Source organism: Polynucleobacter aenigmaticus (genome assembly GCF_002206635.1).
GTDB classification, from domain to species: Bacteria; Pseudomonadota; Gammaproteobacteria; order Burkholderiales; family Burkholderiaceae; genus Polynucleobacter; species Polynucleobacter aenigmaticus.
Window position 1 is genome coordinate 1 of record NZ_NGUO01000024.1, and the last position, 17,033, is coordinate 17,033.

Here is a 17,033-nt window from a genome sequence, read left to right on the forward strand (position 1 = left end):
CTTCTCGCCTTTAATATTGAACTCAGTGACATCGGTGACCCACTTTTGATTGGGCTTGTTAGCTGCAAAGTTACGCTGCAGTAAATTGGGAGCTGTTTTACCAACAGCGCCCCTATAGGACTGATAGCGCTTAGGGCGCACGGTGGATTTAAGTCCCAGTTGCCCCATCAGCCTTTGCACTGTCTTGGGGTCAAGGTAATGCTGCTCATTGCGTAATGCCAAGTGCACCCGCCGATAGCCATACCGCCCCTTATGGGCATGGAAGATCGCATCAATCTGTGTTTTGACCTCTAGATGGCGATCCGCTTTAGCGCCAATCTTTACCTGGTAGTAGTAGACGCTTTTAGGCATCTTTACCATCGCCAAGATGGATGGCAATGGATATTGCTGCCTTAACCCTGCGATTACTTGGACTTGTTCTTGCTTGCCAAGTGTTTTTGCTGAGCTAAGGCTTCGAGCTTTTTTAGGTAATCGGTCTCCATCCTGCGGTACTCAAGCTCTTGCATGAGCTCATCTGGAGTCATCTGAGTAACTGGCTTATTGGTTGGGGTAAACGGTTTGAAGGGTTTGGGCATGGGAGCTCGTCCTTTAGGCTTAGCTTGCAAGGCTGCAAGACCACCTTCATTGTAGAGTTTTTGCCAAACAGCAATGGTGCTGGGAGATGGGATATTAAAGTGGGCAGCGGCCTGATTGATGGAGAACTGATGCTGATCCATGTATTGCAAGACGGAGAGCTTGAAGTCGCTGGTATAACTTGTATAGCGCTTGGTTAGGCTGCTGAGCCCGTGTATGTTAAATGCACAGACCCATTTACGGATGCTATGGTACTGAAGGTCGTAAAGCTCCGCAGTTGTTTTGTATCCATCCCCGGTGGATAGATAGTGATTAATGACATCTAGCTTGAATTCTGAAGTGTATTTGGACATGAAAACTGCACCTTATTGGGTTGGACGAGTGTCCAACTTTTCTGGTGCAGTTCAATCTGCTGGCTTTTTTGTTATCTAAAAATTCATCATCCCGCCCTAAAGAGATAGCCTGACTGCGCTTTCTCGCGACGCTTCAGATAGATGGCACTTGGGATAGCGAGCAAAGCCCAGATAGCTAAGAAAGGATCCAAGAGGTAATCCCAGAGATTGGCTGACTCATGCCAATGTGCTGCCCAGGCAATGATGGCGACAGAGAGAATCCAAACGCCTTTGGTCCAGCCAGCAAGGCCACAGAGAATTGCAAAGACAACAGCACAAATTAAGAGGCCAATAGAGCCGTAGCCCCATGCATAAGGATCCAGCATTCCAAGCCCTAGTGCTAGTGGGTAAAACACAATAGCAATCAGAGCAATCGGCGCTTTAAATCCGAGTGGTGTCTTTTTGGGAGAAGGAAGCAAAGCACCCCATAACAAGAGCATGGTCACTATGCTGAGATCACCCGTGACACCACGCACATAAGCAGATAAGGGCAGCTCAAGAGACATGCCAAGCGGCCAAAAAAATACATTCCCCAAGAACAAAACTAAAGCTACTCGAGCAGCGAATGGAAACTCCATTTGAAATAGCTTTTGCAAGAGAATGATCAGCACTACCCCACAAGTAATCGACATCTCCAGAAGTGCAATTAGCTGCATGTATTGATTCATCATTGCGCCTCCTTTTCTTTTAAGCTATTTGAGGCATGCTTAAACCAGTTCGCCGGAAAATAAATATGGCGAATCTTTTTTCTGTCCCAGGTATAGGCCAGATGTGCATCTGCGCCACTTGCAGAAACTAAATAGGGGTAGGAGAATTCGCGACGCTGATCATTGGCAAGAGATTCATCATCTTCAATTACCTGAATCACCCTCCATTGCAGGGAGCTTGATTCACGCATCACCATGACTAAGCGGTAGCGCCCTGCATCAATATTGTTTAACACCATCAAACGCGTACCGTTGGCTAAAGTAAGTGCAGCAAGTGCTGAATTTGGATTCGGAATCTCCAGGTCTTTTGAGGTGACCCAAGACTGTCCCGCATCTTTTGTTTCGCTGACTGGAATTTGCTTTGGCTGAGAGCTTGATCGCGTTTGACGAAAGAATGCACTTGCGTCTTGCGCTCCATCTACAAACACCACCGGCTGAATCGCCCCTCTACCGGAACTCATGCGGCGTTTATCAATGACCTGATTCGCTTCAATTCTGAGGAACTCGCCAAAGCGACCAATCCACTCGTGATACGCCGGCAAACCCAGTCGTCCATCTGCAAATAGAATGGCTGGAGATTTAACTAGGGTACTAAGATTAATCAATGGGGAGCTAATGAGGCGCTGAGGCTGACCCCACGTGAGACCTTCATCATCAGAAATCACTGTAGAGATTGAGCTACCCGCCCAGCCTCCAATAGACACGGTCACAAAAAATAGCTGCATGCGACCATCAGCCATCCTCGCGGGAACGGGGTTACCTAATTTTGCAATGTAACGAGATAAACCTTTTTCAGCGCTAACCCGATCCATTACCACCGTTGGGGCACTCCACCTTGCTGCTTGTGGATCAAAGACTGCTGTATTAATCACTACATCTGGCGCACCCTCTCGGCTGCCCGCAAACCAGAAGGCTCTGACCGCACCATCCTTTAGGGCAATCAAAGATGCCGCATGTACTGAAGGAGCGCCTGTATCTGGCAACCAATCCATACGCAGACTTGGCTGAGCAGGTTTTACTGGAGAAGCATTTTTAAGAGCCTTGACGGGCTTGCTGGTTTCTATCGGATCACGCAACTCCTCAGATCCTTGGATACTTTCAACCGAATCAACCCCTGAAAATGGCGCCCATGCTGGACGACCGTCAATATGCAGGTAACCTAAAACTGATGCAAGCAATAAAAAACAAAAGGCAATTACACGACTCATCGACAAGCATCCTTACCTACCAAGGGCAACGCAATTGTTGCCGGAGTAGAGATTAAATATTCATTCACAAACAGGTGTTCTCCAATATGGCCCATGAGTATCGCCTGAATCTCTGCATCAGAGTGACGGGCTCGCATCTCCATACGTTTACCCACAATTTTGCAAGATTCGCAAATCACGGGCTCCATGCCAATCGGTGACTGCACAGCCACTAATGGATACGTATTACTCAGCAAATCAATTTGACCGGCATCCTTTGCAAGGTAGCCATGCAATATTGCACCGGGCAATAACAGTCGATACTCCTCATCCTTAGCGCGATAGTCGCAAGGCACCCAAACGTCTTGCCCTGCTACGCCTTGGATGGCAGATTGCTGATAGCGGCCCAAAGAGCCCTCTAGAGGCGTCAGACTGCTAGTCAAAGCGCAATAGCAAAGAAAGCAGCCAGCCAAAGCTAGAGTCTTGCAACGAGCTTGATTAAATAGACCCACCAGCACGAGAGCAATTGAGATACTCATGAAGCCCCAATGCCAGAGGGAATAATCCCAAATGCCAGGCTGACCCAAGAAGTTTGATAACTGCAAGTTTCCACCAACCCAAGTCAAGGCAGCAAGCAAGATCAACTGCAGCACGAGTGCAACCCGAAATCCCCACAAGGGCAGGCGATCCCAGTGCAAGGCAATTAAGGTAGCCAGTGCCGGCATCACCGGCAAGAGGTAGCGGCCAGAGCGTTGGCTGGGCAAACTAAACACAATAAAAAAGGCTAAGGCTAGAAGCAACAATAGACTCTCTTCTAGAGAAATAAAACGCCGCTCACGCCAGCACTGAATCAAAGCAGAAATCAACACGAAAATAAATAAGCCGGCATTCGCTAAGCTTGTCAAAGCTAGCATCCAAATACTGTCGCCGCCACGCACTAAATCCAAAAGATAGTGAGAGCTACGCGCCTCGAACTTACCCGCATTTTCACCAAGGACAAACTCTTTCCAAACCGCCTCAGGAAATGGGTCAAGAACAAACCAGACTGCAAAAACAGTTAAAGCCAAAACCGTAATCAAAATGACTTTATAGAAATCTTGAATCAATACTTTCGGAATACTCCACTCACGCCAGCGCCAATAAAATAATCCCAATGCAAATGCGGCGGGCACAATATAAGCGAAAGACTTGGACAACAAGGCCATCCCAAAGCAGATACCTGCCAACAGCGGAAATAGCAGTCTGGAATTAAACGCAGCCCTGCCCCAATAAAGTAATGCAAAAAAAGGCAAACTCAACCAAAACACTTCTGGAGGATCTGTCAAAAATGGTCGGCCATAACGATAGGTTGCGAAAAAGGAGAGCCAAACTAAAGCAGCCAGTACGCCAGTTTGTTTTTTACCGCTAAAGCGAGCTACCGCCAGAAATAAGAAAAAAGCAGTTAAGCCGGTATATAAAACACTGGGCCAACGTAGTGCAAGTAGCGACCAGTCTCTCCCCCACCCAGTGCTGGCAATACCCTGCCAAAACACTAAAGGGGGTTTGGTGTTTTTAATACCATCCATCTCCGATTGCAGCGGCAGCCATGTGCCAGCATCGGCGGTCATACGTACGATATGCATATAGGGATACTCATCCCCATTCTTAGGAGCAAAGCGACTATCTAGACCATAGAGATAGGTAAATACACCTAGAAGGAGGATCAGAATGGCACTACGGAAGGTAAATGGGCCTCGCATACCAATAGTTTATAGGTCTTGAGAACAAATACTAAAACTACTAACAACAACACCCTTGCATTTTGTTCTGAGCTTATTGAAAATCAATCTAAGTAAAACCACCAATTTTGAGTGCTTCTGATTAAGATAGAGAAATTAAGCATTACCCTTAAAACAGCTGTAGGTAAGATGGAGATTATCCCTATGCAAGTGAAGTACTTAAAACCCATTTTGGTGGCAAGCGCCCTGATTGGCTTAAGTCAGTGGAGCGGCCTCAGCGTCGCGCAAACTGCGGATCAACTCTATAAGCGGAGTCTTGCTGCGACCTGCGCTAATTGTCACGGCACAGATGGCAAAGGTGTAGTCGATGGCGGTATGCCCCTCATCAATACTCTTACCAGCGAACAAATGCTAACTCAATTAAAAGCATTTAAGTCTGGCGCGCGCGAAGGCACCATCATGCCGCAGCTTGCTAAAGGCTATTCAGACGAACAACTCACCACCATTGCCAATCAACTTGGCAAAAAACAATAAGGGGGCAACATGGATCGTCGACATTTTATTGGTCAAAGTGCTGCCGCACTCGGCCTACTCGCTGGACTCTCAGGTCAAACAAAAGCGGCAAGTTTACAAAAAGCAGAAATTCTAGTTATTGGTGGTGGATATGGTGGCGCAACAGCCGCTAAATATTTGCGTTTGTTCTCCAACAATACAGCTCGAGTCACCTTAATTGAGCCCAATACATCTTTTATTTCCTGCCCAATGTCTAACCTAGTGATTGGTGGCTCACGAAATTTAGCTGAGATTACCTCTCCGTATGACACGCTTAGCAAACGTCATGGCATCAAGATTATTCAAGACAGCGTCAGTAGCATTGATCCAGATGGGAAAACTGTAAAACTCTCCTCTGGCAAGACATTGCGTTACGACAAAGTTGTTGTGTCTCCTGGCGTATCCCTCAATATGAATAGCATTGAGGGCCTTGCGCAAGCCAACAAAGATGGTGTAACTTTACAAGCCTGGAAAGCGGGAGCAGAAACAGTTGCTCTACACAAGCAAATCGCTGCCATGCGTGAAGGCGGCACCTTTGCAATCAGCATTCCGGAAGCGCCGTATCGCTGCCCTCCCGGACCTTACGAGCGGGCTTGCCAGGTAGCTAATTATCTAAAAAACCATAACCCTAAAGGTAAGGTATTGATTTTGGATGCCAACCAAGATGTCACCTCTAAAGGCGCCTTATTCAAAAAAGTATGGGCTGAGCAATATTCAGGAATCATTGAATATCGACCAAAGAGTAATGTCATTGGGGTTGATGGGAAAAATAAAACGCTCAAACTCGAAGTGGAAGATGACATTAAGGCCGATGTGTTAAACGTCTTGCCACAAATGGCCGCTGGTGAAATCGCTGTTAAAACTGGGTTGGCAAATTCCAATGGCCGCTGGGTCAATGTGAACTTCCTTAACTTTGAATCCACTGCTCGCAAAGATATTCACGTCCTAGGTGACTCCATTCAGATTGCGCCATTAATGCCGAAGTCTGGACACATGGCTAACCAACACGCTAAAGTTGCAGCAGCGGCAATCGTTGCAGAATTGAGTGGCTGGGAAGTGAATCCTGCGCCTGTTCTCACCAATACCTGCTATAGCTTTGTGAATGATCGAGAAGTAGTTCACGTTGCGAGCGTTCATCAATACAACGCAGCCGAGAAAACCTTTAAGACCGTTCCAGGTTCTGGAGGCTTGTCACCTGCACCATCCACCCTCGAGGGTGTTTATGCATGGGGCTGGGCTCACAACATTTGGGCGGACAGCCTAGGCTAAGAAATCATCGCTCCAATTAAAAAAGAGGCTTCGGCCTCTTTTTTAATTGCTAATGAGATTGCCCTATTGCGATAATTTTCTTGCGCCTTTGTTTGCTAATCATCAGGAAAGTAATCGCCACGATAGGCGCAGCAATAGCAGCAATGATTTCTGGGTGAATAGCCAGGCCAGCCTCTTTTCCGCCCTTAGCGATATAGCCCAACAAGCTGACTGCGTAATAAGTTAAGACCAGGACCGATAAACTTTCTACAGTCTCTTGCAGACGCAATTGCAGGCGCGCGCGCTGGTCCATGCTTGCCAATAATTTCTGAGTCTGCTCTTCATTCACATACTCAATACGAGTTCTAAGCGTTTGTGTCGTTCTCGAAATACGGTCAGACAACTCTTTTAATCTTCGCTGCGTCCAAATACAAGTACCCATTGCCGGCTGAAAACGTCGGTCCATAAACTCGGAAAGTGATTGAACGCCCGGAATTGGAGATTCAGCGAGTTCATATAAGTTTTTAGTCAATAACTGACTGTATGCCTCAGCCGCCGTGAATCGCAATCCGTAACCAGAGATCCACTGTTCAGCCCTGGAGGCCAAATTAGAAAGCTCTCCTAAGAATTTCCCATCCTTCTCGGTATGAACACCTGGCTCGGTTTGTAAATGGGAAATATTTTTAGATAAATCCGCTAATTCTGACTCTGCGCTTCTGAGTGGCATTGATAGACTCTTGGCTACCGGAAAGGCAATCATTGCCGCCATACGATAGGTTTCAGACTCAGCAAGCGCCCGCGCTATACGACCGGCTTGTCTTGAGCCCAAAATATCATGTGGGATAAAGTAAGAGATAAAGCCATCCTCATCCAAACGTAAATCGGTCCAGAGTTGAGCCCTCTTACTGGAAAGAATGTAGCTACCCAGTACGGTATTACCACTAAAAATAGGGGATACCTCTTGAGCCTCTCCAAAGAGAGGGCGATGCTCAAACGCCAAATCTAAGGCAGAAATTCTTTCGCCACCGGCCTCAACAATTTTTGGGCAGCCTAGCTTTTCAAATAAGTCATCTAAGCTCTTCTCAAGATCAAGGCGAGACTGCAGCAAGGGCCCTGTAATTTTGACTGGGTTATGCGTAATCGCAGCGATGGTTGCGAACTCGCCATGCAACTCCCACTTGATCAATACCCTCTCTGGCTCAGGGGCTAGCGCCAACATTTTGAAAGAGTGGTCTTGCTCATCATCGTTAGGGATGCCTAATGCAGCACTTAACTTTTGAATCCACTTAATTTGGGTCTTACGAGAATGGGCATCCAATAAAAAGGATTGGGATAACACCCTTTCATTTGGCCAAAGAGCAATTGGTGGACGCGCATGAACCTCTTCATGCAACTGTCTTCTAGCGGGATGGTCGTAAGGTCTCATAGCCTTAATGTACATCATTCAATAGTAGCAACTTACACACCGCTCAAATCTTCTCTAGCTTGGTAGGGATGTACTCCACGGTTTAAACAATTGCGTACATAGTCAATGCTAGTACGTAAGGCATAGTAATCGCTAGACAGACCCCTAGAAACCTTTAATTGCAGCGCCTCATATTCCAGCAAGTCCAATTTCTTTAGATAGCTATCTTTTGCTTCTGGGGGGAAATTGAGGGTCAACTCCCCCTCATAAGTCTTCAGCGTTATGTATAACCCGTCAATTTTTCGTCGCATCCGTTTATTGCGATAACCTGGCAGTGTCAACAATATTGGGTAGGCTAAAGCACAGAACGGTAGCAATACAAATATCAGGCGGTTAATCAACTCTGCTAACCAAAATGGCAAATAGGTCATCAATAAAGGTGAGCCATTTTTTTCGTAATGCAAAGCTACAGGGCTTTCCGAGAGGCCTGTATTTTTAAAAGAAGGAAATTCACCATGCTCTGAAAAGAAGGAGGCCTTGCCATTAATTTCTCGTGCAGCCTCGAGGAATAAAAACTGGAGGGCTGGATGCATCCTGTCATCGATCAGCAAGTTAATTGTGGAGGCCATGAGTTTGATGTCGGTCGCAGGAAAGTTGCGTGGCAAGCTAAAAGCACCCGTTGGAACATTCAGAATTTGCATGTAAGGTAGCAAACGAGAATAAGCCTCAGCTCGAGGGAATGCAGCTAAATGCAAGTTCGGATCCGCTAGTAATGCCTGGACATTGGGCGCCTCATAGGCATCCACAATAAACGCCGCCTCAATCTCTCCTTTTTTCAAAGCTTCAACTGATTTAGAGCCCGAGAGATAAATAAAGTGAGCGCCCTCATCAAATCCATTGGCCTTCAATATATGCATTGCTTGAGCATGAGTTCCGCTACCTTTTTGGCCTACGGACATTTTTGAATTCAGGAAGAAATGGGAGCGCGATTTAATTTCTTGAAAATCATTTACCCTCAGCTCTTGGCCACGATAGAACAACCAAATTGGGTCATAAGAAATTGTCCCCAGCGATTGAACCCCAGTGACATCATGTGGATGAAATGTGCCTGCCTGCACAAATGCAGCCTGAACGGGGTCTTTTCGATCCGCTAAATGTGCAATATTATCTTCGGCGCCATTCGTTGAAAGCAATTCAAGAGTAATTCCCTTTGCCTTAAAAAAGGCTGCGTATCTCTTTCCCAAAGCATCGTATGACCCTCCAGGCTGCCCCGTTGCCATCACAACATGCCTAGGTGGTGGTGGATCAGCGTACCACCAAACTCCAAGCAAGACGAGCAAGAGAATCGTCAAGATGGGCCAAGCCTCTATCAAGAATTGAGTAAAGTCATTCCACTTTTCCTGCGCAGTCTCATAGAGCCCGAGGTAAGTTTCTTTAATATCTTGTTTGATGCTTCCCATGGAAGGCCAATCAGCAAATGTGTCAAAAGCTAATGATAATAGGCTTATCTCATGTCTAGAAAGCGACCTCCGTGCTAACCCTTAGAAAATCCCAAGATCGCGGCTATGCAGACCATGGATGGCTTAAAAGCTTCCATTCCTTCTCTTTTGCCGGCTATCATGACCCCCAATTTATGGGCTGGGGCAATTTAAGAGTCATCAATGAGGATCGGGTGGCTGCTGGCATGGGCTTTGGGAAACACAGCCATCGCAATATGGAGATCATCAGCTATATTTTGTCAGGTGCATTAGCTCACGAAGACAGCATGGGAAATATCAAAGGCATACCACCTGGCGATGTCCAACGCATGAGCGCTGGAACTGGTGTCACCCATAGTGAATTTAATCACGCCAAAGATCAAACGACCCACTTTTTGCAAATCTGGATAGAGCCGAACGTGATGGAGATCGCCCCCGGTTACGAGCAAAAAACTATTCCTAAGATCGATAAACAAGGGAAGCTTTGCCTTATTGCCTCACCAGACGGTGTGGGCCATGCCGTCAAAATTCATGCGGATGCCAAAATGTATGCAGGTCTTTTTGATGGAGAGGAATCAGCCCAACTAGACCTAGCCCCAAAACGCAAGGGCTATGTACACCTCATTCAAGGTGAACTTAAAATTAATGGGGTCACGCTTCAAGGCGGCGATGCTTTACTCATTGATGATGAAAAAGACATCCAGATTAGCGACGGAAAAAATGCGGAAGTCTTAGTCTTCGACCTTCATCGGTAATAAAAAACGGGATACCGACCTTCGTCAATATCCCGCGTGCAAATTAGACTTTATTTAATCAAGTTTAATTTTTGCTTTCTCAATCACCACTTTCCATCGAGCGATATCAGAATTGTATAAATCGGTAAATTGCTGAGTATTCATAGGTGCAATTTGAACGCCGGCCTTAACAAAGCGCTCTTTCATCTCCGGTGTATCCAGAATTTTCAGAATCGTACTGCTTAAGGTGCTCATGATTGCAGGAGGAGTCCCTGCCGGCACGAACATTCCTTGCCAGAGAGCCATCTCATAACCCTTGACGCCAGCCTCTTGCATTGTGACTACCTCAGGAGCGCCACTAAAGCGGTTCTTACCTGTCACTGCCAAGGCACGGACTTTATCCCCCTTGTACAAGGGCAAGCCGACCGGCATACCTGCAAAGTAAAAATCAATTTGACCACCGACTAAATCTGTCGCAGCAGGAGACCCCCCTTTGTAGGGGATATGGATAGCTTGAGTTGCAGTAGTCGCTAGAAATAATTCTCCAGCCATGTGATCTGAGTTACCAATGCCGGATGAGCCAAAGCTCAGCTTACCTGGATCGGCCTTAAGCATGGCAATCAACTCGGCAACATTTTTAGCCTTAGAGCCATTGCTCACAATCAAGATATGGGGAGTTGCAGCAACACCCACAACAGGCAATAGATCTTTTTGGCCATTAAATGGCAGTCTTGGATTGGCCGCCACATTAATTGCTAAACCATTCTGAGCAAAGAGCACGGTATAACCATCGGGAACACTTTTAGCCACGGCATCGGCCGCCAAACTACCAGCAGCCCCACCCCTATTTTCTACGATGACCGATTGCTTGAGTGCAATGCTAAGCTCATTGGCAACCATTCTTCCAACGATATCAGTTGAGCTTCCCGGGGCGTAGCCAACCAACATCTTGATTGGCTTATCTGGATAGGCAGCGAACGCTGCCCCCAAAACCAGCGGTAAAACTAAAAAACCTAAAACTATATTTTTTATTGATTTCTTCATCATTTTGTCTCCTCCGGTAAATTTATAGATCTAATGCTGCGATTCCACACTCCTGGGCGCATTGATTCAAAGACTCTTTTAGTTCAGGTGAAATCGGGATGCCCTCTTGCAATCTTCGCGCCATTGATTTAGCAGCGCCATCGCCCGGCACTCGAATCTCATTAACACCAGGCAATCTAGAGGAAGCCTTTAAGTCATTCACCAGAGTGATGACACGCTCCACAAACTGCTCCTGATTGCCAAATGCGCTTGGGTCAACCGCAATAATAGTTTGCCCAGTATTGGTAATGAGGTCATGATGGGCATTAAAGTCAATCGTGTCTTTGCCAACCGCTGCATTATTCAAGGTTCCGGCAAGCAATCCAATCATGACGGCGAGTCCGTACCCCTTATACCCACCAATCGGCAACAGGGATCCCTCGCTAGATTTCCGTGGATCTGTTATAGCTTGGCCATTTCGATCAATCATCCAAGTATCCGGAATAGACTCCCCTTTTTGTGCGGCAACTTTAACTTTTCCATAGGCGGCAACTGTGGTGGCAATATCCAACAGCACGATAGGATGATCGCCTGCCGGGACTGCAATTGCGATTGGGTTGGTTGATAAAAGCAGATCAATGCCACCCCAAGGCGCCATATGGTTTGCATTGCCGACAGCCATATAGATTCCAATATAACCGTGCTCAGCCAGCTTTCTGACATAGACAGAGGCGGCGCCAGAATGGTTGCCAAAATGGCTACCCACCCAGCAAACACTATGTTGCTTTACTTTCTCTATAGCAAGGTCAACCGCTCTATTCATCACTAGATGACCTAAAGCATTATCTCCATTGATCAGAGCTGTTGCGCCTTGCTCACGCTCAATATGAATATTGGGATTGAGGTTAATGCCGCCAGCCCGAATTCTTTTGATGTAGGCGGGCAATCGAAAGATCCCATGACCATCAGCGCCAACCAAGTCTGACTTAACCATCAATTGCGCAACAATTTTGGCATCTGCTGCGGGTACCTTATTGGCCTGCAATACATTAGCAATAAATTCTTCAGCCTGGATGATGGGTAAATTTTTCATATCTACTTTTGTAGTTTAATTTCCTGAACCACTCTTAAATTCCATCTTATAGGTATATTTATTTTCGGGGTGATAGGTGAAGGTGATTTCGAAAAGTTTATCTTGATCATCGAAGTAACGTCGAACAATCACTAAGCATGGGTCATGGGGCTTGAGTTGAAGTTTTTTGGCAATATGTGCGGGCGCACCCACAGCGTAAACATCTACTTCTGCCCGATCAATTCTGGTGCCATACTTTTTTTCAATTTGCTCAAACACCATGACCTGACTATGCTCAGGCTCTGATGTAAGTGAGGCGAACTGCGGCAGAATATAAATATCTGTCCAAGCAATTACTTGCTCGGTATCTCGCTGCTTTCGAATACCCCCAATGTGATACCAAGAGGAGCCTACTGCACCCCCAATCATTTCACTAAGGGGCTTGTCGAGCTCAATAAATTCCTCAACAATATTTTCCCGATAAGTATTTCTTGGGTAGCTCAAAATATCGATAGGTGAATTAAAACTTTGGGTAAATCTTCTCACCTTCTGCCGAGAAATCACCTGCCGTTGGTGTGCCTTGACGACGCAATACCAAGCCATCCGATTCCAAGGTTTGAAGTGCGTGCCTTAAGGTATGGCGACTGGCTTCAAAGCTACTGCAAAGCGCTGCTTCAGACGGTAAGTTTGACCCTACCGCCCAATCCCCATTATGAATGCGCTGAGCCAGCGCATTCGCCAAAGTCTTATACAGCGGTAAGGACTCTTTCAATTTAGGAAAGACCAAACATCTTCTTACCGGCTACTGGTAAGCGCGCCTTCAAGATATCACCAGAAAGGGATTCGGTAATGTATAGATCCCTATTATCCGCTCCGCCGAAGCACATATTGGCGAGGTGGTGGTGGTGTGGGTTATCAGAATAAATCAGGTGTGTTGGGAGCATATTGCTGTCAAATCTCCAGATACCAACACCCAAGTGGCAAACCAACAAACCATTCTCAGAGTCCATCTCGATACCATCAGGTCCAGCAACACCACCCGTCAACTGAATCGCTACGCCTGTTTTAGACACAGAGCCATCAGCCATAAGCGGCAAGCGCCAAATTTGTTGAGATCTCGTAGCGGCAACGAATACATGCTTTTCTTGGGTATTCAAAGTAATGCCATTAGGGCTCGGAACATTAATCGCCAAACGATCTAGCTGACCATTTTCACGCAGTCTAAATACTCGACCGGTTGGATCTGCGATTCCTGTTTGACCTTGATCGGTAAAGTACAAATCGCCATTGGAAGCAAAATGTAGATCATTCAAACCCTTAAAGTTTTCGCTATACATTGACCCCAGGATTGTTTCAACTTTTCCAGTTTTAGGGTCTAAAGCCAATAAGCCCAACTTGTAATCGCAAATAAACGCACGGCCATCTTTATGGAATTTCAATCCATTAGGCCAACCATCAAATTGAGTAACCAAATCCCAATCTCCCTTAGGAGTAATTCTGAATACCCTACCGAAAGGGATATCTAGAAACCATAAATTGCCTTCGCGGTCAAAAGATGGCCCCTCTAGAAAACACTCTACTTCTGCATTTTGACGATTGGGATCTGACCAGCCCGTGCGCGACTTCTTCCTAAATTTCCCAGGCATCGACATGAATACTTCGGCTTTAATCTTCTCAACCGGTTGAAAGGGGTTATGCATCGTCATTTGTAGAAATCCTTAATTAAGTTATACGGATAAGTTATGTAAATTAATAAATCATTAAACCATAAATAATGATAACCTTAAGCAAATATAGATATTTTTGTATGCACACTGATTTATAACTTAACCGTATAGGTTTTAAACGATGAAATATGTAGCCGTCATTGGGACAGGCATTATGGGTTCAGGAATCGCTGCTGGCTTCATAGCCAAAAGCATCCCAGTCGTCATCCTTGGTAGAAGTAAGGAGAAGGCTGACGCTTGCTTAGATAAGGCGATAACCCTTGCCGAAAAAATTGGTCTATCTGGAGCTAACTCCTTAAAAGAGTCTGCCGCTATTCGGGCCGCTCAGACGACTGAGATCTTTGAAGATTGGACAAACTGGTCTGATTGCGAATGGATTATCGAAACCATCGCTGAGAATCTAGAACTCAAGAAGGCTATCTTCAAGCATCTAGATGAAACCATTCCAGTACATATTCCTATTGGCAGCAATAGTTCAGGCTTTCCAATCAGCAAAATTGCTCTTGGACTAAAAACTGCTAGCCGTATGATGGGCGCTCATTACTTTATGCCCGCAGAAGTAGTTCCATTGGTGGAAATTGTGATGGGAGAGAAGACAGAATTAGCCTTTGCGGAAAAAGCTTGTCAGCTTTACAAGGCTATCGACAAAAAACCTGTGCTGGTTAAGAAAGATATTCCCGGATTTTTAGCGAATCGCATTCAACATGCGCTCATGCGCGAAGCTCTTTCGCTTGTGCAGGAGGGAATTGCAAGTCCTGAGGATATTGATGACGCCGTACGATATAGCTTTGGATTTCGATATGCTGCTGTTGGGCCAATGACACAAAAAGAAATTTCCGGATGGGATGGGATGGCTAATGCAGCAAAAGAAATTTATCCATCCCTCTCAAATATCACAACCCTTCCACCGAAAGTGGTGCAACTCATGAGCGAAGGGAAGACGGGCATGAAAGCCGGCGAAGGCTTCAGAAAGTGGTCACCCGAAGAGATTCAACAGGTTTCGGACTCCTATTCGAAAAGATTGAAAGCAGCTTTTGATGTTCTCAACATTGAATAGCTGAGTAACCCTTAGCAATGACCTCTTTAACTCGGTTGATATTCGGAGTAACCCCCACCCCACTGTGTGCCAGCTGGCTTGACTTTACATACCCATTGATCGCAATCAAGGGTTCATCGCAGATATCAAACTGAAGATATTGATTTGACATGCTAAAGCCCCAAGCCACACTACCAATAGCAAACCCAAGAGATGCCGTAGCCGCTGCAGATAGGGAGGTCTCGGCAACCTTACAGGCTAAATTTAATTCCAGCTTATTACGCTTGAGTAGATTGGCGCACGCCAAGGCAGGGATAACTCCGCCAGTCTTAATCAACTTTAAGCTTGCACCACTAAAAGCCTTGGCCTCAATAAATTGCTTAAGCTCCTTAATCCCGTGGATGGATTCATCTAAGCCGATTGGAATGGCAGATCGTTTTTTAAGCTCTATGAAATCATCCATAGGCAAATCCGCAGGAATCAATTGCTCCACAAAGGTCAGTCGAGCAGCCTCCTCTGACTCACAAAAAAGAATTGCATCAGCTAGATTTAGGGCGCAATTAGCATCCACCGAAACAGTATCCCCATCCAAAAGCTCACAAAGAACTTTGACCCTATGGAGATCTTGCTCCAAAGAGAGTGAGCCAATCTTAATTTTCCAATGTCTAAACCCTAGCTCGCGCAATGCCTTGGCATCACTTAACTCTTTGTCTAGTGAGCCACCCAGCATACGCAATAAAGGAATGGCTACAGGAGCAGTCTCATCGATGGCGGTATTTGCTCCACGCAAATATTGCCAGAGCGGAATAGATGCTTCTTGCGTATACAGATCCAATAAGGCCATCTCTAAACAGGATTTAGCAGATGCATTGGAATACAAGACACGATTAAACATTTCTGCAAAACGATCCGGACTACCCCAATCTAGCCCAAGCGATTCTTCCACTAAATATTTGATGCTTGCTAGCAAGCTATCCAATGTCTCACCAGTCATCAGGGGTGCAACAGATGCTTCGCCCCAACCTTGCCTACCCTGCTCATCGGTAAGGCAAAGTAAAACAGTTTTAGCATCAACAATGAGCTCTCGAGACATTTTGATAGGCTCGACCAGAGGAATGGATAGGGGATAGATTTCTGCACGCTGGATTTTCATTTTTTGCTTTACTAGTATTTTTTGGCAATATCTATTTTAAAAAAATTAAGGAGACGATACATGAGAAAAATTATTTTGGCATTGTCAGCTTTGGGAGCACTACTTCCATCTCTGGCAAATGCACAAAGCTACCCCAGCCAACCGATTAAGTTAATTATTCCATTTGCAGCAGGTGGACCATCTGACGTATTGGCGCGGGCATTTGTACCAAAGCTAGGTGAGAATCTCGGTCAGCCTATCATTATTGAAAACAAGCCAGGCGCGGGCGCCAATCTAGCTGCTGAGTATGTTGCCAATTCAAAAGGGGATGGCTACACATTGTTTCTAATGATGGTGGGCACTCAAGCTATTAATGAGACTTTGTATAAAAAATTAAATTACAACGTAGTAAAGGACTTCGCCCCAATCTCCTTGGTTGGATCTTCATCATTGATGTTGGTTGCTAACCCCTCCGTTCCAGTAAAAACTGTATCCGAGTTAATCGCCTTCGATAAGGCCAATCCAGGCAAAGTTAGTTTTGGCTCATCAGGTGCGGGAACTCCACTTCATTTAGCTGGAGAGTTATTTAACACCCAAGCTGGAACCAACATTTTGCATGTCCCATACAAGGGCGCAGCCCCAGCATTAACAGACGTTTTGGGCGGGCAGATTCAAACTGCAATCGTAGGTACACCTGCCGCACTGCCCTATGTAAAGTCTGGGAAGCTGACTGGCCTTGGCGTAACCAGCTTAAAGCGCAACTCGAATGCGCCAGAGATTCCAGCGATTGCAGAGACTCTTCCAAAGTTTGAGGTTGAATTAGTTTATGCCATAGTTGCTCCAGCGAGCACCCCAAAAGCAATCGTAGATAAACTCAATTCTCAGTTAATTAACGTACTTAACAATCCTGAGATTAAGGCTCAGCTTAATTCAAGGGGATTTGATGTGCTTACTAGCACCCCAATCCAGACGGCAGATTACATCAAGTCTGAAGTTGTTAAATGGGGTCCGATCGTCAGAAAATCAGGCACCACCGCAGAGTAATACAT

16 protein-coding genes and 1 pseudogene are annotated in these 17,033 nt (G+C 45.9%); 5 read left to right on the top strand and 12 right to left on the bottom strand.

Annotation, left to right across the window (positions count from 1 at the left end; translation table 11 throughout):
* From CBI30_RS11340 to CBI30_RS10565, 4 genes and pseudogenes are all read right to left on the bottom strand, one after another.
* Positions 1-926 (bottom strand): annotated as a pseudogene (locus tag CBI30_RS11340) (IS3 family transposase); the annotation flags it as partial.
* Between the two features lie 86 nt (positions 927-1,012).
* Positions 1,013-1,636 carry a hypothetical protein gene (locus tag CBI30_RS10555; RefSeq protein WP_088528256.1) on the bottom strand — a complete coding sequence of 208 codons (624 nt, stop codon included), beginning with the start codon at positions 1,634-1,636 and terminating at the stop codon, positions 1,013-1,015.
* Positions 1,633-2,880, bottom strand: coding sequence for a sialidase family protein (locus CBI30_RS10560; protein WP_088528257.1), 1,248 nt, complete (start codon positions 2,878-2,880; stop codon positions 1,633-1,635). The genes CBI30_RS10555 and CBI30_RS10560 overlap by 4 nt, the downstream gene beginning before the upstream one ends.
* Positions 2,877-4,598, bottom strand: coding sequence for an ArnT family glycosyltransferase (locus CBI30_RS10565; RefSeq protein ID WP_088528258.1), 1,722 nt, complete (start codon positions 4,596-4,598; stop codon positions 2,877-2,879). The genes CBI30_RS10560 and CBI30_RS10565 overlap by 4 nt, the downstream gene beginning before the upstream one ends.
* A gap of 183 nt (positions 4,599-4,781) precedes the next feature.
* On the opposite strand from CBI30_RS10565, the gene CBI30_RS10570 reads away from it, so the two are divergent.
* Together CBI30_RS10570 and CBI30_RS10575 are read left to right on the top strand one after the other, a co-directional pair.
* A complete protein-coding gene (locus CBI30_RS10570; RefSeq protein ID WP_088528297.1) occupies positions 4,782-5,111 on the top strand; it encodes a c-type cytochrome in 330 nt (109 codons plus the stop codon).
* Positions 5,112-5,120: 9 nt separating this feature from the next.
* Entirely contained in the window at positions 5,121-6,398 is a 1,278-nt protein-coding gene (locus tag CBI30_RS10575; RefSeq protein WP_088528259.1) for an NAD(P)/FAD-dependent oxidoreductase, read from the top strand.
* A gap of 49 nt (positions 6,399-6,447) precedes the next feature.
* On the opposite strand, the gene CBI30_RS10580 is transcribed toward CBI30_RS10575, so the two are convergent.
* Positions 6,448-7,803 (bottom strand): DUF3422 domain-containing protein, encoded by a 1,356-nt coding sequence (locus tag CBI30_RS10580; RefSeq protein WP_161492296.1) that lies wholly within the window; start codon positions 7,801-7,803, stop codon positions 6,448-6,450.
* A gap of 32 nt (positions 7,804-7,835) precedes the next feature.
* Positions 7,836-9,242: a TAXI family TRAP transporter solute-binding subunit gene (locus CBI30_RS10585; RefSeq protein WP_088528261.1), complete on the bottom strand. Its 1,407-nt coding sequence runs from the start codon at positions 9,240-9,242 to the stop codon at positions 7,836-7,838.
* A gap of 71 nt (positions 9,243-9,313) precedes the next feature.
* On the opposite strand from CBI30_RS10585, the gene CBI30_RS10590 reads away from it, so the two are divergent.
* The gene (locus CBI30_RS10590) at positions 9,314-10,015 is read left to right on the top strand and encodes a pirin family protein (protein ID WP_088528262.1); all 702 of its coding nucleotides are present in this window, start codon (positions 9,314-9,316) and stop codon (positions 10,013-10,015) included.
* Positions 10,016-10,069: 54 nt separating this feature from the next.
* Here the strand turns inward: CBI30_RS10590 and CBI30_RS10595 are convergent, their stop codons facing one another.
* From CBI30_RS10595 to CBI30_RS10615, 5 genes are read right to left on the bottom strand one after another with little or no spacing between them, the layout of a single operon-like run.
* The gene (locus CBI30_RS10595) at positions 10,070-11,041 is read right to left on the bottom strand and encodes a Bug family tripartite tricarboxylate transporter substrate binding protein (protein ID WP_088528263.1); all 972 of its coding nucleotides are present in this window, start codon (positions 11,039-11,041) and stop codon (positions 10,070-10,072) included.
* Positions 11,042-11,060: 19 nt separating this feature from the next.
* The gene (locus tag CBI30_RS10600) at positions 11,061-12,110 is read right to left on the bottom strand and encodes an Ldh family oxidoreductase (RefSeq protein WP_088528264.1); all 1,050 of its coding nucleotides are present in this window, start codon (positions 12,108-12,110) and stop codon (positions 11,061-11,063) included.
* A 15-nt stretch (positions 12,111-12,125) separates the two neighbouring features.
* Positions 12,126-12,593 (bottom strand): GntR family transcriptional regulator, encoded by a 468-nt coding sequence (locus tag CBI30_RS10605; protein WP_161492297.1) that lies wholly within the window; start codon positions 12,591-12,593, stop codon positions 12,126-12,128.
* A 16-nt stretch (positions 12,594-12,609) separates the two neighbouring features.
* Positions 12,610-12,876, bottom strand: coding sequence for a GntR family transcriptional regulator (locus CBI30_RS10610; protein ID WP_088528266.1), 267 nt, complete (start codon positions 12,874-12,876; stop codon positions 12,610-12,612).
* Positions 12,863-13,795, bottom strand: a complete 933-nt coding sequence (locus tag CBI30_RS10615) for an SMP-30/gluconolactonase/LRE family protein (RefSeq protein ID WP_088528267.1) — start codon at positions 13,793-13,795, stop codon at positions 12,863-12,865. Before CBI30_RS10615 ends, CBI30_RS10610 begins: the two co-directional genes overlap by 14 nt.
* A gap of 142 nt (positions 13,796-13,937) precedes the next feature.
* Between CBI30_RS10615 and CBI30_RS10620 the strand changes: the two genes are divergently transcribed.
* Positions 13,938-14,873 (top strand): 3-hydroxyacyl-CoA dehydrogenase family protein, encoded by a 936-nt coding sequence (locus CBI30_RS10620; protein WP_088528268.1) that lies wholly within the window; start codon positions 13,938-13,940, stop codon positions 14,871-14,873.
* Here the strand turns inward: CBI30_RS10620 and CBI30_RS10625 are convergent.
* A complete protein-coding gene (locus CBI30_RS10625) occupies positions 14,860-16,005 on the bottom strand; it encodes a mandelate racemase/muconate lactonizing enzyme family protein (protein ID WP_088528269.1) in 1,146 nt (381 codons plus the stop codon). The two genes, CBI30_RS10620 and CBI30_RS10625, sit on opposite strands and share 14 nt — an antisense overlap.
* A gap of 60 nt (positions 16,006-16,065) precedes the next feature.
* On the opposite strand from CBI30_RS10625, the gene CBI30_RS10630 reads away from it, so the two are divergent.
* Positions 16,066-17,028: a Bug family tripartite tricarboxylate transporter substrate binding protein gene (locus CBI30_RS10630; RefSeq protein ID WP_088528270.1), complete on the top strand. Its 963-nt coding sequence runs from the start codon at positions 16,066-16,068 to the stop codon at positions 17,026-17,028.
* The last annotated feature ends 5 nt before the right edge of the window (positions 17,029-17,033 follow it).

Bases quoted from the DNA above. Each gene is read 5' to 3' on its own strand.
- CBI30_RS10580 (WP_161492296.1), bottom strand. From the start codon at position 7,803: ATGAGACCTTACGACCATCCCGCTAGAAGACAGTTGCATGAAGAGGTT.
- CBI30_RS10620 (WP_088528268.1), top strand. From the start codon at position 13,938: ATGAAATATGTAGCCGTCATTGGGACAGGCATTATGGGTTCAGGAATC.
- CBI30_RS10600 (WP_088528264.1), bottom strand. From the start codon at position 12,110: ATGAAAAATTTACCCATCATCCAGGCTGAAGAATTTATTGCTAATGTA.
- CBI30_RS10575 (WP_088528259.1), top strand. From the start codon at position 5,121: ATGGATCGTCGACATTTTATTGGTCAAAGTGCTGCCGCACTCGGCCTA.
- CBI30_RS10565 (WP_088528258.1), bottom strand. From the start codon at position 4,598: ATGCGAGGCCCATTTACCTTCCGTAGTGCCATTCTGATCCTCCTTCTA.
- CBI30_RS10615 (WP_088528267.1), bottom strand. From the start codon at position 13,795: ATGACGATGCATAACCCCTTTCAACCGGTTGAGAAGATTAAAGCCGAA.
- CBI30_RS10560 (WP_088528257.1), bottom strand. From the start codon at position 2,880: ATGAGTCGTGTAATTGCCTTTTGTTTTTTATTGCTTGCATCAGTTTTA.
- CBI30_RS10555 (WP_088528256.1), bottom strand. From the start codon at position 1,636: ATGATGAATCAATACATGCAGCTAATTGCACTTCTGGAGATGTCGATT.
- CBI30_RS10630 (WP_088528270.1), top strand. From the start codon at position 16,066: ATGAGAAAAATTATTTTGGCATTGTCAGCTTTGGGAGCACTACTTCCA.
- CBI30_RS10595 (WP_088528263.1), bottom strand. From the start codon at position 11,041: ATGATGAAGAAATCAATAAAAAATATAGTTTTAGGTTTTTTAGTTTTA.
- CBI30_RS10585 (WP_088528261.1), bottom strand. From the start codon at position 9,242: ATGGGAAGCATCAAACAAGATATTAAAGAAACTTACCTCGGGCTCTAT.
- CBI30_RS10570 (WP_088528297.1), top strand. From the start codon at position 4,782: ATGCAAGTGAAGTACTTAAAACCCATTTTGGTGGCAAGCGCCCTGATT.
- CBI30_RS10625 (WP_088528269.1), bottom strand. From the start codon at position 16,005: ATGAAAATCCAGCGTGCAGAAATCTATCCCCTATCCATTCCTCTGGTC.